The sequence below is a fragment of the Mesobacillus maritimus genome, assembly GCF_044803185.1.
Classification (GTDB): Bacteria; Bacillota; Bacilli; order Bacillales; family Cytobacillaceae; genus Mesobacillus_B; species Mesobacillus_B maritimus_B.
In genome coordinates this window covers 388,908-411,487 of the sequence record NZ_CP085225.1, presented here as the reverse complement: position 1 = coordinate 411,487, position 22,580 = coordinate 388,908, and the positions used below count along the sequence as shown (strand labels likewise).

The 22,580-nt window shown below is 38.7% G+C and carries 25 protein-coding genes and 1 riboswitch; of the genes, 6 read left to right on the top strand and 19 right to left on the bottom strand.

What is annotated here, in order from left to right; genetic code table 11:
• Positions 1 to 176: 176 nt before the first annotated feature.
• The 10 genes from LG336_RS02080 to LG336_RS02035 all read right to left on the bottom strand — a co-directional run bounded on the left by LG336_RS02080 (position 177) and on the right by LG336_RS02035 (position 10,934).
• A complete protein-coding gene (locus LG336_RS02080) occupies positions 177 to 1,010 on the bottom strand; it encodes a carbohydrate ABC transporter permease (RefSeq protein ID WP_404333074.1) in 834 nt (277 codons plus the stop codon).
• A gap of 78 nt (positions 1,011 to 1,088) precedes the next feature.
• Positions 1,089 to 2,075, bottom strand: a complete 987-nt coding sequence (locus tag LG336_RS02075) for an ABC transporter permease (RefSeq protein ID WP_404330922.1) — start codon at positions 2,073 to 2,075, stop codon at positions 1,089 to 1,091.
• A gap of 402 nt (positions 2,076 to 2,477) precedes the next feature.
• Positions 2,478 to 2,939: a peroxiredoxin family protein gene (locus tag LG336_RS02070; RefSeq protein ID WP_404330921.1), complete on the bottom strand. Its 462-nt coding sequence runs from the start codon at positions 2,937 to 2,939 to the stop codon at positions 2,478 to 2,480.
• Positions 2,940 to 3,657: 718 nt separating this feature from the next.
• On the bottom strand, positions 3,658 to 5,013 hold the full coding sequence (gene rlmD / locus LG336_RS02065; protein ID WP_404333073.1) for a 23S rRNA (uracil(1939)-C(5))-methyltransferase RlmD: 1,356 nt from the start codon (positions 5,011 to 5,013) through the stop codon (positions 3,658 to 3,660).
• Positions 5,014 to 5,164: 151 nt separating this feature from the next.
• Positions 5,165 to 6,025: a DNA-3-methyladenine glycosylase family protein gene (locus tag LG336_RS02060; RefSeq protein WP_404330920.1), complete on the bottom strand. Its 861-nt coding sequence runs from the start codon at positions 6,023 to 6,025 to the stop codon at positions 5,165 to 5,167.
• A 209-nt stretch (positions 6,026 to 6,234) separates the two neighbouring features.
• Positions 6,235 to 7,041: a delta-lactam-biosynthetic de-N-acetylase gene (pdaA, locus tag LG336_RS02055; protein ID WP_404330919.1), complete on the bottom strand. Its 807-nt coding sequence runs from the start codon at positions 7,039 to 7,041 to the stop codon at positions 6,235 to 6,237.
• A gap of 104 nt (positions 7,042 to 7,145) precedes the next feature.
• Positions 7,146 to 8,720 carry a fumarate hydratase gene (locus LG336_RS02050; protein WP_404330918.1) on the bottom strand — a complete coding sequence of 525 codons (1,575 nt, stop codon included), beginning with the start codon at positions 8,718 to 8,720 and terminating at the stop codon, positions 7,146 to 7,148.
• Positions 8,721 to 8,939: 219 nt separating this feature from the next.
• A complete protein-coding gene (locus tag LG336_RS02045; RefSeq protein ID WP_404330917.1) occupies positions 8,940 to 9,125 on the bottom strand; it encodes an SE1561 family protein in 186 nt (61 codons plus the stop codon).
• Between the two features lie 264 nt (positions 9,126 to 9,389).
• Positions 9,390 to 10,229, bottom strand: coding sequence for a YfkD family protein (locus tag LG336_RS02040; protein WP_404330916.1), 840 nt, complete (start codon positions 10,227 to 10,229; stop codon positions 9,390 to 9,392).
• 87 nt (positions 10,230 to 10,316) lie between these two features.
• Entirely contained in the window at positions 10,317 to 10,934 is a 618-nt protein-coding gene (locus LG336_RS02035) for a YitT family protein (RefSeq protein ID WP_404330915.1), read from the bottom strand.
• Positions 10,935 to 11,175: 241 nt separating this feature from the next.
• Between LG336_RS02035 and LG336_RS02030 the strand changes: the two genes are divergently transcribed.
• A complete protein-coding gene (locus LG336_RS02030; RefSeq protein WP_404333072.1) occupies positions 11,176 to 12,435 on the top strand; it encodes an MFS transporter in 1,260 nt (419 codons plus the stop codon).
• Between the two features lie 372 nt (positions 12,436 to 12,807).
• Here LG336_RS02030 and LG336_RS02025 read toward each other — a convergent pair whose 3' ends face one another.
• From LG336_RS02025 to LG336_RS02015, 3 genes are all read right to left on the bottom strand, one after another.
• Positions 12,808 to 13,620, bottom strand: a complete 813-nt coding sequence (locus tag LG336_RS02025; RefSeq protein ID WP_404330914.1) for a YihY/virulence factor BrkB family protein — start codon at positions 13,618 to 13,620, stop codon at positions 12,808 to 12,810.
• A gap of 118 nt (positions 13,621 to 13,738) precedes the next feature.
• Positions 13,739 to 14,080, bottom strand: coding sequence for a YtxH domain-containing protein (locus LG336_RS02020; protein ID WP_404330913.1), 342 nt, complete (start codon positions 14,078 to 14,080; stop codon positions 13,739 to 13,741).
• Between the two features lie 58 nt (positions 14,081 to 14,138).
• Positions 14,139 to 14,609 carry a low molecular weight protein-tyrosine-phosphatase gene (locus LG336_RS02015; RefSeq protein ID WP_404330912.1) on the bottom strand — a complete coding sequence of 157 codons (471 nt, stop codon included), beginning with the start codon at positions 14,607 to 14,609 and terminating at the stop codon, positions 14,139 to 14,141.
• A gap of 196 nt (positions 14,610 to 14,805) precedes the next feature.
• Between LG336_RS02015 and LG336_RS02010 the strand changes: the two genes are divergently transcribed.
• Entirely contained in the window at positions 14,806 to 15,030 is a 225-nt protein-coding gene (locus tag LG336_RS02010) for a DUF1128 domain-containing protein (RefSeq protein WP_404330911.1), read from the top strand.
• A 447-nt stretch (positions 15,031 to 15,477) separates the two neighbouring features.
• On the opposite strand, the gene map is transcribed toward LG336_RS02010, so the two are convergent.
• A complete protein-coding gene (gene map, locus LG336_RS02005; protein ID WP_404330910.1) occupies positions 15,478 to 16,227 on the bottom strand; it encodes a type I methionyl aminopeptidase in 750 nt (249 codons plus the stop codon).
• A gap of 281 nt (positions 16,228 to 16,508) precedes the next feature.
• On the opposite strand from map, the gene LG336_RS02000 reads away from it, so the two are divergent.
• The gene (locus LG336_RS02000) at positions 16,509 to 16,832 is read left to right on the top strand and encodes a helix-turn-helix domain-containing protein (RefSeq protein WP_404333071.1); all 324 of its coding nucleotides are present in this window, start codon (positions 16,509 to 16,511) and stop codon (positions 16,830 to 16,832) included.
• A gap of 120 nt (positions 16,833 to 16,952) precedes the next feature.
• On the opposite strand, the gene LG336_RS01995 is transcribed toward LG336_RS02000, so the two are convergent.
• On the bottom strand, positions 16,953 to 17,093 hold the full coding sequence (locus LG336_RS01995; RefSeq protein WP_404330909.1) for an anti-repressor SinI family protein: 141 nt from the start codon (positions 17,091 to 17,093) through the stop codon (positions 16,953 to 16,955).
• A gap of 35 nt (positions 17,094 to 17,128) precedes the next feature.
• Positions 17,129 to 17,218: riboswitch (cyclic di-GMP riboswitch) on the bottom strand.
• Between the two features lie 384 nt (positions 17,219 to 17,602).
• Here LG336_RS01995 and LG336_RS01990 point away from each other — a divergent pair.
• Complete coding sequence (locus tag LG336_RS01990) at positions 17,603 to 17,944, top strand: helix-turn-helix domain-containing protein (RefSeq protein ID WP_404330908.1); 342 nt, start codon at positions 17,603 to 17,605, stop codon at positions 17,942 to 17,944.
• Between the two features lie 337 nt (positions 17,945 to 18,281).
• Here LG336_RS01990 and LG336_RS01985 read toward each other — a convergent pair whose 3' ends face one another.
• Together LG336_RS01985 and LG336_RS01980 are read right to left on the bottom strand one after the other, a co-directional pair.
• Positions 18,282 to 18,686, bottom strand: coding sequence for a DnaJ family domain-containing protein (locus LG336_RS01985; protein ID WP_404330907.1), 405 nt, complete (start codon positions 18,684 to 18,686; stop codon positions 18,282 to 18,284).
• Between the two features lie 54 nt (positions 18,687 to 18,740).
• Positions 18,741 to 19,301 (bottom strand): peroxiredoxin, encoded by a 561-nt coding sequence (locus LG336_RS01980; RefSeq protein ID WP_404330906.1) that lies wholly within the window; start codon positions 19,299 to 19,301, stop codon positions 18,741 to 18,743.
• A 215-nt stretch (positions 19,302 to 19,516) separates the two neighbouring features.
• Here LG336_RS01980 and LG336_RS01975 point away from each other — a divergent pair, with 215 nt between their 5' ends.
• Entirely contained in the window at positions 19,517 to 19,678 is a 162-nt protein-coding gene (locus LG336_RS01975; protein WP_404330905.1) for a hypothetical protein, read from the top strand.
• Positions 19,679 to 19,758: 80 nt separating this feature from the next.
• Here the strand turns inward: LG336_RS01975 and LG336_RS01970 are convergent, their stop codons facing one another.
• Both LG336_RS01970 and LG336_RS01965 read right to left on the bottom strand, forming a co-directional pair.
• Positions 19,759 to 20,238: a GNAT family N-acetyltransferase gene (locus LG336_RS01970; RefSeq protein ID WP_404330904.1), complete on the bottom strand. Its 480-nt coding sequence runs from the start codon at positions 20,236 to 20,238 to the stop codon at positions 19,759 to 19,761.
• Between the two features lie 85 nt (positions 20,239 to 20,323).
• Positions 20,324 to 21,028 (bottom strand): DUF421 domain-containing protein, encoded by a 705-nt coding sequence (locus tag LG336_RS01965; RefSeq protein WP_404330903.1) that lies wholly within the window; start codon positions 21,026 to 21,028, stop codon positions 20,324 to 20,326.
• A gap of 382 nt (positions 21,029 to 21,410) precedes the next feature.
• Here LG336_RS01965 and LG336_RS01960 point away from each other — a divergent pair, with 382 nt between their 5' ends.
• Positions 21,411 to 22,499 (top strand): ATP-binding protein, encoded by a 1,089-nt coding sequence (locus LG336_RS01960; RefSeq protein ID WP_404330902.1) that lies wholly within the window; start codon positions 21,411 to 21,413, stop codon positions 22,497 to 22,499.
• The last annotated feature ends 81 nt before the right edge of the window (positions 22,500 to 22,580 follow it).

Below are 22,580 nucleotides of genomic sequence, written 5' to 3'. Positions count from 1 at the left end.
TTTTGGGCCACATTATTAAATGTACACTGCTTTGAAAAAGCGGGAAAGGCTTTTTTTCTAATTTCTAGCCTTCCCCAAGAGGGGGTTCTCTCCATTAATTAAGCAGGGCATTCGATAATGAAGCCTGTTATTTAAATTTCTTCAGAGAAGAAAAATTTAAATCGAAGTTAATTAAATCAACCTTTTACTGATCCAATTAGCATTCCTTTTACAAAGTACTTTTGAAGGAATGGATAGACTAACATAATTGGAAGTGTTGTTACAACCATCGTTGCCAGTTTGATAGACTGTGATGTTACCGTCTTCGTAGCAATCGACCCTGATGCATTCGTCATCATTTGGTTTGAGCTTGACTCAGCTACAACCTTATATAAATAGGTCTGGATTGGCTGCAGGTCTGGATTATTTACAAAGATGACTCCAGCAAAATAATCATTCCACTGATATACTCCCTGGAACAATGCGATTGTTGCAATAACCGGCATTGAAAGTGGGATGATTACTTTAATAAAAATCATAAAGTCATTTGCCCCATCTAATTTCGCTGCTTCCTCCAGAGAAGTTGGCAATTCCCTGAAGAAGGATACAAAGATAATCAAATGGAAGAAGTTAAACATTGTTGGAATAATATACACTAGGAAGTTATCAAACAACCCAAGGTCCCTAATTAGTAGGAAGTAAGGAATCAATCCACCGCTGAAAAACATAGTGATGACACCAACAAGCATGTAGAAGTTTCTGCCATAAAGGTCTCGTCTTGATATAGCATAGGCCACCATCGCTGTAAAGAATACATGGGTGATTGTTCCGATTACCGTTTTGGCAATTGTTACGCCAAATGAAGTGACAATACCCGGTGTTTCAAAAACAGCCTTGTAGTTTTCTAAAGTAAATTCTCGCGGCCACCAGTAAATCCCGCCTCTCATCGCATCAATACCATCATTCAGTGAATTGACGATAACATACCAAATCGGGTAAATCGTAATCGCACAGATAAAAAGCATTATCATAATGTTAATGTTGTCGAAAATATATTCGCTCGTTGTTCGCCGGTTTCGTTTAAAAAGCTTAAACACAACCCCACCTCCTTAGAATAAAGATGTTCCACTGAGTTTTTTAGTAATCTTGTTAGCAGATAGTAGCAGGATGAAGGCAATGATTGCTTTCAGCAACCCAACTGCTGTTGCGTAAGAATAGCGGCCATTCTGTAGTCCCATCTGATAAACATATATGTCAACTACATTACTAGCGCTTTCATTCAACGAGTTTCGCAGAATTAAAATCTGATCAAAGTTTGAATTCAAGACACCGCTTACAGCAAGGATAAACAGAATTGTGATTGTTGGGCGAATGGACGGCAATGTGACATGCCACATTTTTTGGAAACGATTTGCCCCATCAATCGTTGACGATTCGTATAATTCTGGAGATACACCAGCAATTGCTGCAAGATAAATGATTGCTGACCATCCAAGTTCCTTCCATATATCCGAGAGAATGACGATTGCCCAGAAGTTATCAGGTTCTGCTAGGAAATTCGTACGTTCACTGATTAACCCCAAACCTAGCAAAATATCATTGATGACACCGATATCTGCCAGCCATGTAGTCAAAATCCCCCCAAGCACAACCCATGAGATAAAGTGTGGCAAATAAGAAATTGTTTGAACCGCTTTCTTAAACTTCATTGATGTTAGCTCATTAAGCATAAGTGCAAAAATGATTGGCAGCGGGAAACCGATGAGTAATTTAATCAAGCTGATTCCAAGAGTGTTTTTCAGGACAATCCAGAAATTCTCATCCTGTAGGAATTCCTTAAACTGCATCAATCCTACCCATGGTGCTTCTGAGATTGTTTTGATGATGCTAAACTCCTTAAAGGCGATGATCAACCCATACATTGGGATATAGTTAAAGATGAACATCCACACTACACCGAGAAGTGCCATTGTCTGCAAATACTTTTGAGAAATGATTGTCTTTTTAATTTTTTTGTATTTCTCTTTCTTTGTTGGCTTATCAATTATGGTGTCACTGACTTGTTGTTGTACAGGCTGTTGAATCTTGACTTCCATTTCTTCACCACCTTAGTTGCTTTGTACTTTCTATATCTTTATATTAAAAAATTGGACTAGCGTTTATAAGCCATATAATTTTGCTTATGGTACCAATTTTTTAGTTTTCGGGTTATCCAGAGAAATATTGATACTATAACAATGATATCGTTTTCATAAAAGGACGAAGGAGCTTAAGCAAGGTTATACGAAGACTATAAAGCTTTAGTGGGGTGTCGGGAATGAACAGATAAATTATTGTTGATATTTTCATATACAATACAGTTCTGTAATCAGTTTGAAAAAACGTAAAAAGACAACACCCAATTGGGTAGTTGCCTTTTTAAAATGAGTTGCTAATAACAGGTGACAGTGCACCAGCTAGTTGTATGTCACCCTGCCAAAATTCAAACGAATTGTTATTTAAAGTGTATCAATAAGCTTAAATAACTCAGTATTTAGAGGGATATCCCTCATATTGTGTCCATAGTGAACATACCTCAGTACTCCCTCTTTATCCACCAACATCTGTGCCGGCATTCTCCCTAGCCTAAACAGATTCACCTTCTGCCCATATAGGTTAAGCACTGAATGTTTTTCATCGGGAATTCCGTGAAACTTAAGACCATGCACTTCCCAGTAAGTTCTGAAGCTATTTGCATTTTCAGGTCCAATTGCGACGATTTCCGTATCCTTTTCTACAAATTTATTATAATCACGATGCAACTGCATCATATGCTTTCTGCAAAACGGTCATACAAACCCTCTATTTAGGACAATCAATACATTGCTTTTGCCCCTATAGTCAGAAAGCTTAAATGCATTCCACTTAAAATCATTCAACTCAAAATCTGGTGCTTGTTTGTTCACTTCTACACTAGCCATTTTATCATCATCCTCCCTTTACTTTTGATTCGTTTAAAAGATTAAAATACTGAGAATACAAACAAAAAACCTTAAACCATCGTAGGAATAAGGTTTTTCGGATTTTCCCAATATCCAAAATAGTTTTATCGGATTATTACGTTAATTAATGCTTATTTTCTTCTAACACATCAGCCGGACAACCCGGTTCATCATTTCCATTTTGAAATTTGACTTCTCAAATTTTTCGTATCTTTGTTTCCAGCGGATGTCTTTGAATGACTCCACACTAACCTTTCCTTTCAAAGTGTGAGGTTCTCTTTTTACCTTGATTAATCTATTAGAAATATTCTCCACCTTTATTGATAGTTCCTGCAAAACTTTATAATAAACTTATTGTTAAATAGGTGGGACGAGGAACCTGTCCCCCTGTCCCTATTAAAATAAGGGGAGATTTTTCCGTTAAATGCAGATTAGAGCTCGTTTTGGGGTAAATAGGGGGAGTTTTTCCCCCTATACAAAGCAAATTACCTGTTTTCACGTTTTTCGAGCCAAATAAGAGGAATTTCTCCCTCTATTTACGCTATTTTCAGTGCTATTTGCTATTTAAGGGGAATTTTCCCCCCTACTTATCAGATCGGTGCTTAACCTTAACCCCCAACCATCAATGACTTTCTACAGTTAATTGCTTGAGTGCAAAAAAAGGCCCAGTATGCATTTACTGGACCTAACTAACTTTTTATTGTAAAACAAGCTTTGTTACACACTCGACATGGCTTGTATGTGGAAACATATCGACTGGCTGGATATATTCAACCTTATATAATTTACCAAGAGTAGCAATGTCTTTTGCTAAGGTAGATGGATTGCATGATACATACACAAACGTTTTCGGCCTTACTTTTAAAACTGTATTGAGAAACTCAGCGTCACATCCTGTTCGCGGTGGATCAACGACGATGACATCGGGGCGCCAGCCTTCTTTTGCCCATTTAGGCATCCACTGTTCTGCTTTTCCTACCTCATATCTTGCGTGCTTGATGCCATGTCGGGCCGCATTTTTACGAGCGTCTTCAATCGATTCAGGGATAATATCCATTCCTCTTATCTCCCCGGCATTTCCTGCAAGCCACAACCCAATTGTTCCGACTCCACAATAGGCATCTACAATTTTTTCTTTCCCGCTTAGTTCTGCTGCAACTTTGACTTCATCGTATAGTTTTACTGTCTGCTCAGGATTTAATTGAAAAAATGTTCTCGCCGATAGTTCAAATTGCAAATCGCCTAACGTTTCCTGGATAAAATCATTTCCTTCCAATGTCTTGGTCTCGTCACCAAAGATGAGTGATGTCTTTTGACCATTCACATTTTGAACAATAGAAGTTACTTCAGGAAGACGTTTTTTAATTTCTTCGATAATCAGGTCTTTCTTAGGCAATTCCTTTTTACTTGTAATTAAAACGATTTGTAGCTCTCCAGATTGAACACCTGTACGAGCTACGATGGTACGCACCAAGCCCTTACCTGTTTTTTCGTTATAAACCGTCACCTTTAAATCTTGAAGGACTCCTTTAACCACTTCCGTCGCCTTGCTTGTTGCAGGATGCTGAACCGCACATTGTTCAATATTGATGATTTTATGTGAATTTATCCCATATAAACCAGCGAGGATTTTTCCAGATTGTTCTCCAACTTGAAACTGACTTTTATTTCGGTATCCCCATGGATTGTCCATGCCAATCGTATCCTTAATCAAAAGCTCACTAACTGGTAGCTTCGTATGACGCTCAAGTGATTGAATGATAATATCCCGTTTCTCTTTCAATTGTTGTGAGTAATGCAAATGCTGCAATTGACAGCCACCGCATTCCTCGTAGACAGGACAAACAGGCTTCACACGATGTTCAGAAGGCTTTCTGATTTTCTTAATCCGAGCTTCTGTGAACTTCGGATGAACCTTCGTAACTTCCGCAACGACTTCTTCACCAGGCAATGCTCCTGGAACAAAGACAACCTGCCGCTTAAAATAACCGACCCCTTCCCCATTAATGCCTAGACGCTTGATTGTCAGAGGGAAAGTTTGTTTAAGTTCCATCTGGACAGACTGCTCTTGTTTCCGGTTGGGACCTTTCTGCTGTTTAAAATTCTGTTTGTTATTTTGCTTGTTTTTAGGAAACTGGCTACTCTTTTTTCCTGATCTATTTTCAAAGGTTTTTTGTTCATTTTTCAACGTTTATTCACTCCATTTATTCTATGCTTCTCCACAAATAAAGCGAAGCATAGCTAAGGTACGGCTCCCAGGGCTTTTTAAGCTTTTCCATTTCTTCTGCCGTTGGTTTCTGCTCTAACTGATAGTACTGCTTCAAAGCATTTTGCAGTCCGATATCAGCCAGCGGGAATAAGTTCGGTTTCCCAAGACCAAACATTAAAAAGTTTTGAGCGGTCCACGGACCAACTCCTCGAATCTTCGTTAACTCAATTGCAATTTCCTCATCAGACATATGATTCATTTTATTAAAATTGAGCTTGTCAGAGGCGACTAACTCTGCAATCCCAATCACATACTCTGCTTTTCGACCACTAAACTGCAGTTCACGTAGCTGTTCGACCGTTAAGCTAGCAACCTTTTCGGGTGTTGGATAAAACCAGACTCCCTCAAGCTCGGTTCCAAATGTTTTTACGAACCGTTCGGTTAAGGTATGGGCAAAGGATAGGTTTAACTGTTGATGAATAATGCATTTTAACAAGCATGAAAACGGATCGAAATCAAGCACTAACGGTGTTCCATAATGCTGCTGAAACAAGGAGCTTAGCTCCGTATTCTGAAAATGTTCATGAACCGTTATTAGTTCAACGTTCCAGCCAAATATTTCTGAAAGACGATTCAACGACTCATCCTTCAAATCGGTGCCTTTTAAGATAAACTCCGGCTCCTGAAGACTTCCCACCCCTTTTACTTCTGTTACCAGCTGTCTCGAGTCAAGAATAATAGGCACCTTTACACTTTTATTTTTAACATCCACATAATGTAAGGGATCTAATTTTAACCTATCCAAGGCTAAATCAAAGTCGTACGGTCCTGAAATTGAAATGGTTTCTTGCCACATACAAAAATCCGCCCTTCGGGTAGATGGCGCTAATTTGGTGTGATCCCTCATAGATGTATTACTTTCTGCTTCCATCCTTATTTTCCCCGTATTATAGCATGTTTAGGCGAACTCTTTCTAAAAATTAACCTGAGCAACAAAAAGCCCGAACCATCTAACTAGTTCGGACTCTGAGCTTTAGAAATTTCTCTTAAGAAATGTGACTCTGACTATTTCTTGTGCAGCATAGGGTGATCCAATTCCTTATCAGCAAAAAGGTCATCTAAGCTTTTAAAGGTATAGCCATCCTTTTTCAAGTCTTTTATCACTTTTTCAAGGGCATCTGCATTATCCTTTGAGACAGTATGCAGCAATAATATTGCTCCAGGATGAATTTGTCTCATGATGTTGTTATAGGAATATTCCCATCCCTTTTGTTGATCTCTATTCCAGTCTACAAAAGCTAAGGACCAAAACACATGAGTATAGCCAGCATCTTTGGCCAGCTTCATGGTCCGTTCACTAAAAACTCCCCGCGGGGGCCTTAAATACGACATATGCTTCTGACCTGTTAGCTCATAGGTTAATGCTTGTACTTTTTCTAACTCCCTTTTGACTCGTGCATCATCAACTTGTGTTAAATCCGGATGATAGTAGGAATGATTCCCGACAATATGTCCCTCTTCAACCATCCTGATTACTTGGTCTTCTGCACTTTCTAAATAATGACCAGTAACAAAAAACGTAGCGGGTACCTTTTCCTTTTTCAAAACATCTAGAATCTGATTGGTGTACCCATTTTCATAGCCATTATCAAACGTTAAGTAAATTTCTTTCTTGTTTGGGTCCCCTTTATAGACCGCTCCATACCTTTCTATAAGCTTTTCGCGTTCCTTCCCAGCATCTGCTGGCCTACCTTCCTGCCCCTTCTTAAATCCCCAATTTATTGGGGTGTTTGGTACCTCTGCCTGAACAAGCGGACTTGCAATGAAAAACAGAACTCCTAATGCCAGAACTAGTTGAATAAATTTTTTCATTCTGCCCCTCCAAAGATGTTTTTCTTATTGTTTGTTGAAAGGTAAAAATTAAACAAAAAAGCAGTGCGAATTCGTTCGCACTGCCTCTTCCACTTTTTACAATTTTATTTAAAAACAGGCTCTTTAAATTGAGTAAGCTTCTCTAATGAAGACTTCTCTACATCTTCGTGAAGACTGTTCCCATGTGAATCCATTGTCACAACAGCCGTAAATCCTTCTACTTGTAAGTGCCACATTGCTTCAGGAATACCGAAGTTCATTAAATCAACACCATCCACACTCTTTACACACTCAGCATAATACTGAGCAGCTCCACCGATAGCGTTTAAATATACGCCACCATGTTCTTTTAGAGCGGCAAGAGTTTTCTGCCCCATTCCACCTTTACCAATGACAGCTCGGATGCCAAACTTTTTCATAATATCGCCCTGATAAGGCTCTTCACGAATACTAGTTGTTGGACCTGCAGCTTTTACATGCCAGTTCCCGTCCTCATCCTTCAACATAACCGGACCACAGTGGTAAATAACCTGGCCATTTAAATCAACTGGTGCATCATTATCCATTAAATACTTGTGGATAGCATCACGGCCCGTATACATTCTGCCGGTAAGTTTGACAACATCGCCAACTTTTAACTGACGAATCTGTTCTTCCATAATTGGAGCCGTTAACGTAATTGCATCTTGGTTTGAAGAAGACCCCGCCGCTTCAACCGATGCAGCAATTTCAACCTCTGCATGTTTTTTCTCTTGCTCAGCGAAGTCGATATTCTCGCCTTCTTGATAGAACCATTCCTTGATTTCACCAGTTTCTGGGTTAACATTGACACCTAGACGACGGAACGCCCAGCAGTTATAAGCAACCGAAACAAAGAAGCTTGCAGGAATACGGTTCATCACGCCCACCTTACAACCTAATAATGTCGTTTCTCCACCAAAGCCCATTGTCCCAATACCAAGCTTATTTGCATTTGCCATCACATACTCTTCTAGTTTGCGGAGGTCTTCGTTTGGATTGACATCATCATTGGAACGGAATAATTGTTCCTTAGCCAAGTCATATCCAGAAGAACGGTCTCCCCCAATCCCAACACCGATAAACCCAGCGCTACAGCCTTGTCCCTGGGCTTGATAAACTGAGTGCATGATACATTTGCGGATTCCATCAAGATCACGACCTGCTCGGCCAAGACCTTCAAGCTCACATGGTAAGCTGTACTGGATATTTTTATTTTCACAACCGCCACCTTTTAAAATTAAGCGGGCATCAATATAGTCTTTTTCCCATTGTTCAAACTTAATAACCGGTGTACCGCCCCCAAGATTGTCCCCGCTATTATCCCCTGTTAGCGAGTCAACCGAATTTGGACGTAGTTTTCCGTCTTTTGTAGCCAAAGCGATCGCTTCATAAATCGCTTTTTTCATCTCTAGCTGGTTTGCACCAACTGGAACCTTAATTTTAAATGTCGGAAGTCCTGTATCTTGGCAAATAGGTGAAACGTTATCATCAGCCATTTTAATATTATTGGTAATCGTTGCAAGGCTCATCGCAGAACGTGTTCCAGCACTTTCTTGTTCCTTTGCAATTTTGATTGCTCTACGAACATCCTTTGGCAATTTAGTGGAAGTTTCTACAATCAACTTGTACATACTTTCTTGAAACTTTTCGATATTCATTGTCTAACCCCTCTCCTCTTAATTCCCTCTGTTCATGTTTATTTTTCGAATTTTCTTTTACAATACCGCTTTCATTATACTCCTATAAATGGTCTTTTTAAAGTTAAAAGTCCGGTTCTTATTCAGTGAATTGCTTGGTAAAAAAGGGAAGCGGATACGAAATTTGACGTCCTTGGACTACCTTGTTCATAAAAAAAAGAGACCCTATTTAGGCCTCTTTTACAGATCACGGTTTTTGAACTCGCGGCATTTTGCATCCATTTCTTCAACAATGGCTATCATGCGATCGATATCCTCTAAATCCGCCTCTTCCGGGTCAATTGCCTCTAACAAATCCATAAAGGCATTTAAACGATGTTTCAAAAATACAACTTGAGTTCCAGAGTCTTTAATCGGGCTTCCCAAACTACTCTCTCCTTTCACTATCCGTTCTCATCCTACCGAATATATGGACTTTGTGCAATCTTAATCAAACGTTTGATTAAAGAAGTTTCTTACTTGGTCGGGTCCAATGCGAGTGCTGTCTTAAATTAAGAATCACCAACAATTAAGCAGAAAAAAAGAACAGGCACTTACCTGCTCTTTGATATTGACTATTTTAGCAAGTTTTTCAGTGAGCTATTCAGAATTAAGCCTATTATTTGTTAACCATTTTCTGAATATGACTTTTTATCTCGGGCGTTCACTTGCAACGAACCCAAATGATACATGGTCCTGAATTGGAATCCAAGCACCAATTCCTTGTGAAGTTACGTTCTTGACAACGATTAATTTCTTATTTCCTTTTAACATGAGGTAAACTTCCCCAAAGGTTACCTTCCCTTTTTCATTGATGGCTGGTGCATAGCCATACAGATAACCGAGGCGCTTTGGTTGGATATTATAGATCTGATCTTTTTTTGTTCCTGCGCCAACAATGGTTTCAAAGGCCAGTGGCAGACCGGTTTTCTTTGCAGCCGTTAACATCATCATTTTTTGAACATCTTCTGCATTTTTAATTTTGGCTGTGAGTCCGCCCTTCACAGTCTTTTGCTGCTCTTGGACATAATGAATTTGATAAGGGCTCTTTCCACCCCGGTTGTCATAGTAATTGGTATTGATTTTTTGGTATTCCCAATTTGGCGAGGTTTCTGTTGATTCATAGTTAAGCGGCCACTCCCCAAGATAAACGATTGCCCTGTATCCAAGTGCAAAAGGTGTGCTATTAATCGTAGTTTCATTAAGCATCCGAATAAGATCTGGGTTTTCAATTTTTACCTTAGAAGTAGCGATAAGATCCTTTGTTAAATCACTTGGTTGTAACAATGGCAAATCCTCAGTTGGGTTAGGATACGTGTTTTCCTTTGTAATGTTCATTACTGAACCGGGAATCGTATACTTTGCTTTCTCTTCCTGCTTCGCAGGTGCAGCTTTTTTCTCCCCTTTTTCCGCTGGCTTTTCAGCAGAAACAGGGGTAAAAGAGGATAATAGGAAAACCATACTTAGAAGAATGAGTAAGTTTTTTTTCATGGTGTTGGACTCCTTTCAAAACGACAAAGTTCTGCATTTGTTTGTAGTTTTTTCGTAGTCCTCATATATTATCCACGCTTTTAAAAATTATCTTTGAACGGCTGTAAGCCGATTAAACAAACCATCAAACCTAGGCGAAAAAAGTTGTATTAACGGCCCTACAGCAAATGTTACCAGTAGTGTTCCTATTCCAATCGGTCCACCAAAGATAAAAGCGAGGATTAGTGCAGTAATTTCTCCAACTGTCTTTGCCACCATAAAACTAAAACCAAACCTTTTCCGCAAGGCCAACATCAAGTTATCGATGGGACTTAATGGGAATTTTGCCTGCATATAGATTGATATCCCAATTCCCATTGCGAGTAATCCCGCTAATAGAATGATCATTTTACTAAGAAATTCGTTCAATACGAGATCATCAAAAATTTGCAACAGCCAGAAGTCAATAAAAACCCCTGTAATGAAAAGGGTTATCACTGCTCCAATATCTGGTCTAGTCTGTAATAAGAACGCATTAAGGATAATTAAAAAAATCCCCACAAGAATAACCCATGTACCTGGTGTAAACCCAATTGTTTCAGATAGCCCTACATTTAAAGCATCCCAAGCACCTGAGCCTAAACCCGATACAATCGCCAAGCTTATACCGAAAGATAGACTAAGCAACCCGATAAGAAAAAATAGTATGCGATAAAATAATTTCATTCCTTCTTCTCCTTACATCTCTTCGTTGTTTAAAAATAAGTGATTGCCAAATTTAATGTGCAAATTGATTCAATCTTACAGTTCCCTTACATGAATTTCTTCATGAATTAATTAACGTATTGCCTTGTCAGACACTTGAGTATACTACTTTTATCGTTATGAAAACCAGTGAATTTTTTTATTATTATTCCTTCAATAGATAGGGATATTTCTAATCCCTCATGTTCTGTATCCATCTTCTATATTTTGGAACCGTTTCTCTTGCCGAAAAAATCCCACTCGGTTACCATCAAAGCATAAAGAAAATAGGAGATTATTCATGAATAAGAACACCACGTTTCGCTTTTGGATTTTAGTTAGCATCGTTGCTATTTCGGGATTTTCACAAGGAATGCTTCTTCCCCTCATAGCGATTATTTTTGAACAGGATGGAGTTTCCTCATCACTGAATGGCTTACATGCAACTGGTTTGTATATCGGTGTCTTATTAGCATCCCCATTCATGGAGGGCCCTTTAAGAAAATTCGGCTACAAGCCCATTATTCTGGTAGGAGGACTCTTGGTTGTAAGCTCGCTTGCGTTTTTTCCACTTTGGAAATCCTTTTGGTTTTGGTTTTTACTAAGGCTCTTAATAGGCATTGGCGACCAATTGCTTCACTTTGGGACCCAAACCTGGATTACATCGTCTTCTCCTAAGGAAAAACTAGGCCGTAATATTGCTCTTTACGGACTATTTTTTGGAATTGGTTTTACTGTAGGGCCAATGATGACTAGGCTTCTGGAAGTAAATGAAACGCTTCCGTTTATCATTTCCTGTAGTATCAGTTTAGTAGCTTGGGCATTTGTATGGTTTTTGAAAAATGAGTTTCCTGAAACGGACACAGGAGGTACTTCCTTTTTTGGTACGATGAAAAGATTTGGGAGGGTTTTTAAATATGCTTGGGTTGCTTTCTTACCCCCGTTTGGATACGGCTTTCTTGAGGCTTCGCTCAACGGAAACTTCCCTGTCTATGCTTTAAGAAGTGGAATAGAGATTGGAGCAGTATCAATTATCCTCCCTGCATTTGCAGCAGGCAGCATCGTGTTTCAATTGCCATTAGGCATGCTTAGTGATCGTTTTGGTCGGAAAAACATCCTTCTTATCGTTATGTTATCTGGATTCATTTGTTTTACTGTAGCAGGGTTTCTACAAGGGTCTGTGACTGGACTATTTCTTTGTTTCTTTATTGCGGGTATGCTCGTAGGCTCCACTTATTCCCTTGGAATCAGTTTCATGGCCGATTTATTACCAAAACAACTGTTGCCTGCAGGTAATTTGATGGTTTCCATCTTCTTTTCATTTGGAAGCATAAGCGGTCCTTATATCGGTGGCCTCGCAATCGAACACTTAAAAGGAGCAAGCTTTTTCTATGTTATCAGCGGCATGTTACTATTGATCTTTTTCGCGTTATTAATTTTCCGAAGAGCAGGTTCTTATCAGGAAAAACTACATTCTGTGTAAAAAAGCGATTCTATGTTGTAAATAATTGGAATGAAAGAGGAGCCAACGAATATATATTACAAAGGCAAAGTAAAAACAAAGCCTTGAATGACCTTCACTGAATTGGCCTTTTTTTTGCTGTCATCATTTTGATGACAGCTTTTGTGTTTTAAAGGGGAGAGTATGGTCGTTTCGCTACATGATGGCTTTCTAATTTACTGTTTGCTGCTTTTTTGACTTCGCACAGGCAAATAGGGGTACTATATTTTACCGTTCTCCGCTTTCCTGACCTCGTTCGGGCAATTAGGCCCCTTAATCTACCGTTCATCTCTATTCTAACCTCGATCGGGCAATTAAAAAGAATGCCCACCATAGTAGACATCCTTAGAAGTTTTAGCAAACCTTGGTTTGTTCTTTGAAATACGCATTGATTTCGCCACCTAAAATGATGATGAAAGCAGCTAAGTACAACCAAATTAAGAGAACAATGACCCCGCCAATTTGGCCGTAAATGACCGTATACTGACCAAAATTACTAACATAAAAGGAAAATCCCCAAGATACGACTACCCAGCCAATTGTTGAGACAATCGCTCCTGGTAGGGCATTTCTACATTTCATTTTTACATTTGGGGCAATCCAATACAGACCGGTAAATACGATCAGTAGGACGAAAAAGGAGATTAACCAGCGGAGCGCTTCCCAAACCGAAAGAAATTCGCTTCTTAAACCAAACTGAGAAAATAAAAACTCTCCAATTTCTTTGCCGAACACAGGTAGCAGCAAGGCCACGATAAACACGAAAATCATCCCCAATGTGAGGAACATCGATTTAAACCGGACCATTATAGACCGCGCTTGCTCTACCCGATATGCTTTATTAAACGCTCTAACAATGGCATTGATTCCATTTGATGCCGACCAAAGAGTAGCAAGAATACTAAAGGAAAGAATGGTATTATTCTTATTTAACACTTCTTCAACACTGGTATTAATGATTCCTGCTTGTTCTACGGGTGTGTGATCTTGGATGAAAGCAATAATATCGTGATGCGTTATTGGTAGATATGGTAAAAGAGAAACAAGGAAAATCAATAGCGGAAACAGACTCAGCAATAAAAAGTATGCTAATTGTGCAGCTAAGGCTGGGACATCATCTTCATAAATCCTGTGCCAAATTCTCCTAAAAAAAGAAACATCGACCATTCTTACACCTTCCCTTTTATAGACTGATGCCTACACTCCCTCTCAGATGTCCCCATGTAATATTCCCTTTATCCCAAAGATATTCTGTACTAGGACAAAATATCACCAAATCCTCCCTCTACACCTTAGCCTTTTCGGTTGTTAAATGGCTAAACGCTTCCTTTGATTCTTGAACCATTTCAGCCACCTGTGGTGGAACATCCTTAATTTCCTCAACCTTTTCTGTAATAAATGCAACATCTTCCGTTACTTGTTCCACAGTAGATCTCACTTTATTTACCGTATCCTGTACCTCTTCAATAAATTCATTAGGATGTTTTGCAATGTATGTAACCGTACTGGAAGCCTTTTTAAAATCCCCCTTAACTCCCTGTCTTGTTTCTCGGTCCAATAAGCTGATTGCCCCTCCTGCAAGAGCACCAAACACCATTCCAAGCCAGAATTTTCTAGAACTCGCCATGATCTCACCCTTTCTTATTAAGCTCTGTACAAACAAATATTCTTCCAACTTAATCATTTTATAGCTTATGTACTACCTTTATATATCTCAATAAGGCCTGACAACCTGCCGTTACAAGGTCATAGGTTTCATCAAAGTTTCCAGTAAAATATGGATCTGGGACATCTTCTTTAGTCTCTTGATCCACAAAGTCCATCAGCCTTTTCACAACCGTTTGATTCTTTGTCGTTGCTAGCTTATTAAGGTTCTCTATATTGGTAGCATCCATACCAATAATATAATGGAACTCATTAAAATCAGCTATCGAAACTTGTCTAGCCTTTAGCCCTTCTGAGTCGACTCCATATTTTGCAAGTACATTCCTTGTCCCTTCATGAGGAGGTTTGCCAACATGCCAGTCACCCGTTCCGGCTGAATCGACGACAATCTTCCCTTCCAGTCCTTCCCTTTTTACCATTTCACGAAACATTGCCTCGGCCATTGGAGAACGACAAATATTGCCGAGACACACAAATAATACTTTTATCATTACGAACTCCTCCTCCACTTCATTTTCTTGAATTTCATCCCTTGTTGCAAGTCTAGTGTCCTTATATTTTCCTTTTTCAAGTGTAAAATAACATAGAGACCGTTCATTCATTAGAAAACAGTTTAAATTCAATTGACTTTTATGATGGAAAATGGAAAGATGTTGGTACAAAGTGTTCGGTGGGAGGATGAGAAAAGTGGATTTATCGGTAAAATCAGTTGAAAATGTTGAATATATGATTGAAAAAATTAAAGAAAAGTTAAATGTGGTCAACGCAGGTGCCATTAAGCCTACCCATTTTGATGAAGAAATGTACGAAGAGCTTCGAGATATTTATGAAATGATCATGAAAAAAGGCTCCTTCAGTATTAATGAAATGCAAGCGATTGTCGAAGAACTAGGCAACTTACGGAAGCAATAAATAGAAAAGCGGAAGCGCCTTGATTAGGCCCGACAGGCATAAGACGCACCTGGATAGAAGGCGTTCTTTGCCTTCAATTCAGGGGTGGCTTATGACCCGAGGGGCTAGGCGCTGGAGCTGGACAAGTAGAAAAGCGGAAGCGCCCTGTTCAGCGGCGTATGGCCTGGAGCGCTCCAACTGAGATAAAGGAAACACGAAGAGGCGGAGGCGATTCGATGTTGACTTATCGTAGGGGGGAGAGCGAAGGACACTAGCCGCTAGGGCGCTGGAGCTGGACAAATAGAAAAGCGCAAGCGCCCTGTTCAGAGGCGTATGGCCTCCTCGAAAAAACTACCGCCTTTTCTTCGCGGGGTGCATGCTGCATAAGTTATTCTTATCTTTTATAACAAAAAAACCAGCTGCTTGGTAACAGCTGGTTTTTGTTTTCGCTATAGGTAAGCTACTCTTCTAATCTTGTTCGGTCAAGATAATAGGACCGTTTTTCGTAATAGCAATCGTATGTTCATACTGTGCGGAAAGCTTATTATCTATGGTACGAGCCGTCCAACCATTGGAATCCATTTTCGTTCTCCACTCACCAAGGTTGACCATTGGTTCAATCGTAAATACCATACCTTCTTTTAAGCGAGCACCTTTACCAGGAAGCCCAAAATGAGGAATATCAGGTTTTTCGTGAATGGACGCTCCAATTCCATGACCGATAAATTCCCGTACAACAGACATTCCTTCCCCTTCTACTAGAGTCTGAATCGCGTGTCCAATATCACCAACTCTGTTCCCCGGCACACATTGTGCAATTCCGCGATATAAAGCCTCTTTCGTCACTTTAAGAAGGTTCTCCGCCTCCTCACTAACATTTCCAACTGAATAGGACCAAGCAGAATCGGCAAGGGCACCATTAAGATTTACAACCATATCAATGGTAACGATATCCCCCTCTTTTAGGGGCTCTTTTCGTGGAAAACCGTGGCAAACCTCATCGTTAATACTTGCACATGTTGCATATTGATATCCACGGTACCCCTTTTGTTCAGGCTTCGCACCATGTTTAGCAAGATACCCTTCAACAAATTCATCAATTTCCCAAGTGGTTATTCCAGGTTTCAGCAGTTTTGCAATTTCTTTATGGATAGCAGCAAGTAGTTTCCCAGCTTCCTGCATTTTTTCAATTTCTCGTGCTGACTTTAAAACAATCATCCCTTCATCTCCCTGAAAAAAACATTAGCTATCTTCTATATTAGCTTATACAATGGCCAGTGTAAAAAATACTTTATTAGGCTTAGATATACGTTATTTAGGCTCAAGTATAGTTATTCGACTGAATTGTTGAATTAATGTAACTTTTAGCACACTCGCAAAATGGAAACAATTATATAATGACAAAGAACTATTTTGTTCTATAGATGTTCTTGATATGGAACTTGAGAGTTTGTTTTGTTATGATAAATGAAGAAGATGATGATAAGGTGTGTGAAACAATGATAGGTGAACGAGTAAAGAAATTACGTCAAGAACGAAAAATGTCCTTATCGGAACTTGCCGAACAAGCAGGTGTTGCCAAATCTTATTTAAGCTCGCTTGAAAGAAACCTCCAAACCAACCCGTCGATACAGTTTTTAGAAAAAATTGCATCGGTTCTTAATATTTCTATAGATCGTCTAATCCATGATGAGCCGAATAACCAAACTGTAGATTCAGACTGGGTAGAACTTGTACGTGAGGCAATGGATTCAGGAATCTCAAAAGAGCAATTTAAAGAGTTCCTTGAATTCAATAAATGGAGGTCAAAACAAGAAAAATAGAATAGCTATATCAGAAAATAGGATGAACAAGACAAACCTCTAAGGAAAGCTTGTTCATCCTTTTTATGAGTCAAAAAAAACCCTAGTTAGGGCTAAATCAATTTATGTATATCTTAAGTCCTATTTATCTAGAACTAAATGTTGTGTACTCCCATTGGCTAAGAAACTGCGAATTTCTTCTTTCTCTAAACCTAAATCTAATGCTTCTTTAATAAGTTGTATCCATTCGATGTCAAGTTCCCCATAATTATCTGTTTCCATTACACCATTCTCCCCCTAAAATACGAATTCGTATTCCAGGCAATCCGGCTACCCTAGAATTTTTCAAACCCCTTAGGCCCGTGACTTTGCGCCCTTGTTTTTCAACAAGTTTGCCTTTTTCTGTTACAACTTTCCTATTTCTTGCTCCCTATATTCTCATTTTATCTGTTCTTTTTAACGGATGGTGTAGAAAATTGTCATTTTTTTCAAATGTTAATTGTAAAAATTAATTCAAAAAAGGACAACTTTTCATCATATTAGCAAGTTTTTGTTGGGAATTATAGGAATAAGACAAGAATGCCATCGGTAATTGTAAAACATTGTCATTATTTTTATTATAAGCTACCCCCATAAAAATATCCATATAATAGGCAAATAAAAAAGTTCAGTTTTTCGGAAGTGTTCCTAAAAAAGAACAACAAAACCTACTAACGCGATTTATTATATTTAAATCTTTTGATTTGTTCGTTATAATGAATTATATATTGTTTTTCTAAGGAGATAGGTAAATGCGCGTAGGGGAAAGAATAAAAAAACTTAGAATTCAAAAAAAATACTCCATTACTGAGTTATCCAATAAAGCCCAAGTTTCAAAATCCTACTTAAGCTATATCGAGAGAGGTATTCAGGAAAATCCATCTTTACATGTCTTATCTCGATTGGCCAAAACACTTGAAGTCTCCCTAGAGGATTTAACAGGACACCCCCTTAACGAACACGGTGAAGATTCCCTCCCACCAATTGACCCAGAATGGTTAGAGATGATAGATGAGGCAATTCAAAATGGAGTAAGCAAGGAAGATTTCGCTTTTTATATTGATTTTATGAAATATAAGAAAAATACTACCTAGTAGATCAACGCTCCTTACAGACATATCGTTTATTAAAATTTCATTTGTAAAATAAGCCACTTTATAAAATGGCTTATTTTTACCCCTTAATAATTTACTGAATATTTAAAATAGTCTTTGAATTTATCTTTTAGGTGAATTATAATGTTAATACAATGTTTTTAGTGTTTTCTAAAGGAGGCCATAACCTTGACCGTCATCCACATCTTAAACTTTGTTATTCCCATTACCTGTATTGCCCTAATTGGGCTCGCTCTAGATAAAATGTGTAAACCTGTAAAACAGAAAGAAGAAGGTAGAGAATAAGATAACCCTGCTTTCCCAGCAGGGTTATTCGTTATTTTTTACTTAACAACTTTTGTTCTATTTTATGTTCATAGTTCTTAAAGAAAGCAGAGTTCGTCTTTACCCCACGTTGAGAAATCATTTTATTGTACTCAAAGAGTTTCTGGCTTAACTGGTTTTTAAGCTGATTGAGTTCAGTGTCATCCTGACATTTTTTTATCAAATCTTCTATGGTCAAAACCTCTTGGCGCAATACACTTTCTTCTGGAGAATATCCTGCATTTTTCATCATTCGATAAGCCATTCGCAATTCCTGTGGAACAGCAGATAGGTCATCCGACTTTAAGGGTTTTCCGAAACCAGGCATCCTAGAAAATGCCCCATCCTCATACGCCTTCTTTATTCGATCCTCGGAGACAATGGTAGAAAAGTCCATCTCTTCACTCCCTAGATTCAAACTTTTATACACCCATTATAGTCTAAACTGACCGAAAGCTCTAGATAGTACTTATCAAAGCATCCAATTTGCAGGCACAGCTTGCCCCGTCTCTTTATTAGATTGTAATGCTTGTAAAAGCCGAAAATGCTCTGGTATATTTCGACCGATTGCTTTTGGATAAATCATCTTCGCATGAATAATTTGGTCAGGGCTGATGAAAAAAGAAGCCCGATATGCAGCTCCTAATGTGGGGTCGAGAACTCGATAGGACTCACTAATTTCATGTGTCCGGTCACTAACAAGTGGAAATGCAAGTTCCTTGATAGCTGGTGTTATTTGTTTAAACACGTGATGAGAATGGACACTATCGGTACTAATGGCTAATACTTCTGCACCGATACTTTTTATATTGGGATAAATGGCAGCGACCGCCGCCAATTCAGTCATTCAAACAGCTGTAAAATCACTAGGATAAAAAAACAGCAGCAACCACTTCCCTTTGAACTCTTCCAAGCGAATCCTGCGGATTTCACTCCCATCCACCGCATCCGCAGAAAACAATGGCGCACTATCATCTCTAGTCGCATAGAATTCTGTATGCTTGGCTGATTTTACATAAAGATCTTCATTCACGCTATCTCTCCTCTCGGTACATAAGGTTATGGTCAATACTTTCTGCAATATAGGGGACCCCTAGTTTCACCTCTCTACCTTACGTAGAGGGATTACTTATCTTGCTTTTACTATAGGTATGCTCGTTTAGTTGTTAACTTGCATTATCACTGAAAGCTTTCATAATCAGTCCTCATATGGGAAAACTACCTTGGAAAAAGAAAGGAGGTAAAACGATGGGCAGAGGCAAAGGCTTTGAACATAAAAAGAAAGGTCATCCCGGTGACTTCCCTAAAGAGACACTCGTTGAGAGGCATACAACTGAGGCTCAGGAGGACGAAGAATTATTAGTCGTTCAAGAGGCTTTCAAAAACCGAATTGAGGATGAAGAAGCCTAATATTTAGATGGCGCCTTGATTGTTCGTGCCGAAATAAATTGGGACGTCTATGCGTTTAGATATGGGGTGACCAACCATGGTCACCCTATTGTTTTGAAAAACTGGGTAAGGGATAATCCCTCTCCAACCACTGTATTCCCTACCTTTTTGAAGCCTAATTTCTCATAAAGGTTTATTGCCGGTATATTGGCCGAACCTGTTGAGACGGTCAGTTCATGAACACCGGTTTCGTTTTCTTCTAAATGCGCGAGAAGATGTCTTGCAATTCCCTTTCGAAAGTGGTTTGGATGAACCATCATTCTGTGGATATCTACAAGCTTACTATCACGCTTATACGATAAAACAGCAACTATCTCTCTTCTTTCATAACAACCCAGAAAGGTTTCCCCACTTGTCATTAACTCTTGAAGTGATTCCATCAAAGGAGGAATCTCATGACTCCCAATAATTTCTGCCTCCACCCGATAAGAATTTTTTTGCAAAGCGAAAACCTGACTAGCGATTTTAGCATCCGTTATATCTAACTTCCTTATCTGTTCTCCATATCCGTTACTTCTCAATTTTCCGCCCCCTCCACGTAAAGGTGCCCGACCCCCACCGCTTTGCAGCGTTAACAGCCTGGGGGTCAGGTACTAGTTAGTCACCTTAGTATTTTTGGATAAAGATTTCTTTCCCTGGTACATATTCGGCATAGCTTATGTCTTCTGGGCTTCGAACTCCTTTTTGCTTTAACTCTTTGTAAAGCCATTCTTCATCGACCCCAGCAGCTTGAAGATTTTGATTTAATACTTCCCCATCACTCACTATTGTAAATGGTATCGCTCTTTTTTCACCTTTTATTTTTAAATCGCTTAGCGTTGGTTGATCCGCTTCAGTTTTTCTAAGCACACTAATTCCCCCATTGTTTTCGAGAATAGCAAATTCCACCTCTTGTAGGGAAAAAACCCCTTTATCTCTTAGGAGTTGCTGAAGCTGGTCAATATCTATATGATTCTGCTTCATTTGCTTCCAATCTAGCTTCCCTTTATGGATGACAATGGACGCTCGACCCTCTAAAAGGTAACGTAGTTTTCTTGACTTTTGTGTTAAAAACTCGGTTACGTAAATTAGAATCCCCCAGATACCAATGGAGAAAACGATAATACTAAAGCCTGTTTCGTTATCATAAATTGCATTTCCTACTAATTCTCCTAATACGAGAGCAGAGATGAAGTCAAACGGTGAAATTTGGCTTATCTGGCTCTTTCCTAATAAACGAACGATAATAAAAAGGACAATATATCCTCCTACTATCTCAAAGAAAATCGTCCCGTACAACTCAATACCTCCACCAATATCGTATTTTGTCATTATCGGTATTGACATCCTTCCGTAAATCTAAAACTATGTCATGATTTGTTTCCCTATCATGACATATTAAGACGAAATTAAAACGGAGCAAACGCACCGAATTGTCACATTATTCTGTCTTTCAAACAAATCTAACCAAATAACTCTCATTTTTTTATAAAAATGAGTTTACTTTAAAAATTATCGGGTAAAGAGAGTGGTGTGCATACCAATAATTACCTCAAATGGATTATTTACATCTAGTTATTTGAACTTCAATCTTTTCTTTTTTGACATAAAACAACAAAGTGAATCATAAAGTTAATTCAGGTGAAATCGTTCGAAATTCCCCTAAATTTGCAAGATGAGTCTATTAAGTAGAAAAGGATACGAGGTGATTAAGATGCAGGAAGAAACATATAAGAATCTTGTGGAACACTCACCAGATGCAGTGATTATCATCAGGTCTGGAGTTATTTTATATGTCAATGATACTGGAGTAGAACTTCTAGGTGCCATGTCGAAAGGTGAATTAGTAGGTAAAGGTTTCTATGACTTTCTTACCTCTGGATATTTTGAGTCTTTCCACAAATATCTAACAGAGATTCATAACGGGTCCCCTAAAGGATTTACCAATCAAAAGCTCTTTCGATTAGATGGATCTAGCTTTGAGGCTGAACTAAAAGGCATCCAAACGACCTTTGAAAACAAACCGGCCATCCATTTAATACTTAGGGATATTGAAAAAAGGAAAAAGACGGAGAAGTTTCTTTTACAATCTGAAAAGTTATTAATTGCAGGACAGCTTGCAGCAGGGATTGCACATGAAGTCAGAAATCCATTAACAGCTATAAAAGGCTTCCTCCAACTACTCGAACATAATTTTAAAGATGATAAAACCTATTTTGAAATTATCTGTTCTGAGATCAATCGAATTGAAACCATTCTGTCTGAACTATTAACACTAGCCAAGCCTAAGAACATGGAGTACAAACAAAACGATATTCTCCAGCTTCTTGAAGATACCATTACTCTACTAGATACAGAGGCTCTGATGAATAATGTTGAGATAAAAACCATTTATGACTCTAAAATTCCTAACATCCTCTGTGATGAAAATCAGCTTAAACAAGTCTTTATTAATTTTATAAAAAATAGTATTGAAGCTATGCCTAACGGAGGTTCCATTACCATCGAGGTTAAACCGCAACCATCCAACTACCTCCAAGTGCGTTTTATCGACACAGGATGCGGAATACCGGAACATCTTTTGAAACGAATTGAGGAACCATTCTTTACAACAAAAGAAAAAGGTACCGGACTTGGTCTAATGATTAGTAAACAAATCATTGAGAACCATCATGGCCGTATCCAATATAGTAGTACCGGCAACGGAACAATGGTTGAGTTGAAGTTACCTTTTAATCGCATTGATTCAATTCAACCACCCCACCAAGAACATTTGCATCAATATCGAATTGCTCTACATTAAAGGGGTTTCACCTTGTGTGAAACCCCTTTTTTATTTTTCACTACTCTTCGTAAAGGGCCTACATTACAAAAATCCCGCCAG

What these genes read in the sequence shown, in the direction of transcription:
- LG336_RS02080 (WP_404333074.1), bottom strand. Translation starts at nt 1,010, where the DNA reads ATGATAATGCTTTTTATCTGTGCGATTACGATTTACCCGATTTGGTAT.
- LG336_RS02075 (WP_404330922.1), bottom strand. Translation starts at nt 2,075, where the DNA reads ATGGAAGTCAAGATTCAACAGCCTGTACAACAACAAGTCAGTGACACC.
- rlmD (WP_404333073.1), bottom strand. Translation starts at nt 5,013, where the DNA reads ATGGAACTTAAACAAACTTTCCCTCTGACAATCAAGCGTCTAGGCATT.
- LG336_RS02060 (WP_404330920.1), bottom strand. Translation starts at nt 6,025, where the DNA reads ATGTGGCAAGAAACCATTTCAATTTCAGGACCGTACGACTTTGATTTA.
- pdaA (WP_404330919.1), bottom strand. Translation starts at nt 7,041, where the DNA reads ATGAAAAAATTTATTCAACTAGTTCTGGCATTAGGAGTTCTGTTTTTC.
- LG336_RS02050 (WP_404330918.1), bottom strand. Translation starts at nt 8,720, where the DNA reads ATGAATATCGAAAAGTTTCAAGAAAGTATGTACAAGTTGATTGTAGAA.
- LG336_RS02040 (WP_404330916.1), bottom strand. Translation starts at nt 10,229, where the DNA reads ATGAAAAAAAACTTACTCATTCTTCTAAGTATGGTTTTCCTATTATCC.
- LG336_RS02035 (WP_404330915.1), bottom strand. Translation starts at nt 10,934, where the DNA reads ATGAAATTATTTTATCGCATACTATTTTTTCTTATCGGGTTGCTTAGT.
- LG336_RS02025 (WP_404330914.1), bottom strand. Translation starts at nt 13,620, where the DNA reads ATGGTCGATGTTTCTTTTTTTAGGAGAATTTGGCACAGGATTTATGAA.
- LG336_RS02020 (WP_404330913.1), bottom strand. Translation starts at nt 14,080, where the DNA reads ATGGCGAGTTCTAGAAAATTCTGGCTTGGAATGGTGTTTGGTGCTCTT.
- LG336_RS02015 (WP_404330912.1), bottom strand. Translation starts at nt 14,609, where the DNA reads ATGATAAAAGTATTATTTGTGTGTCTCGGCAATATTTGTCGTTCTCCA.
- map (WP_404330910.1), bottom strand. Translation starts at nt 16,227, where the DNA reads ATGATTGTTTTAAAGTCAGCACGAGAAATTGAAAAAATGCAGGAAGCT.
- LG336_RS02000 (WP_404333071.1), top strand. Translation starts at nt 16,509, where the DNA reads ATGATAGGTGAACGAGTAAAGAAATTACGTCAAGAACGAAAAATGTCC.
- LG336_RS01995 (WP_404330909.1), bottom strand. Translation starts at nt 17,093, where the DNA reads ATGGAAACAGATAATTATGGGGAACTTGACATCGAATGGATACAACTT.
- LG336_RS01990 (WP_404330908.1), top strand. Translation starts at nt 17,603, where the DNA reads ATGCGCGTAGGGGAAAGAATAAAAAAACTTAGAATTCAAAAAAAATAC.
- LG336_RS01975 (WP_404330905.1), top strand. Translation starts at nt 19,517, where the DNA reads ATGGGCAGAGGCAAAGGCTTTGAACATAAAAAGAAAGGTCATCCCGGT.
- LG336_RS01965 (WP_404330903.1), bottom strand. Translation starts at nt 21,028, where the DNA reads ATGACAAAATACGATATTGGTGGAGGTATTGAGTTGTACGGGACGATT.
- LG336_RS01960 (WP_404330902.1), top strand. Translation starts at nt 21,411, where the DNA reads ATGCAGGAAGAAACATATAAGAATCTTGTGGAACACTCACCAGATGCA.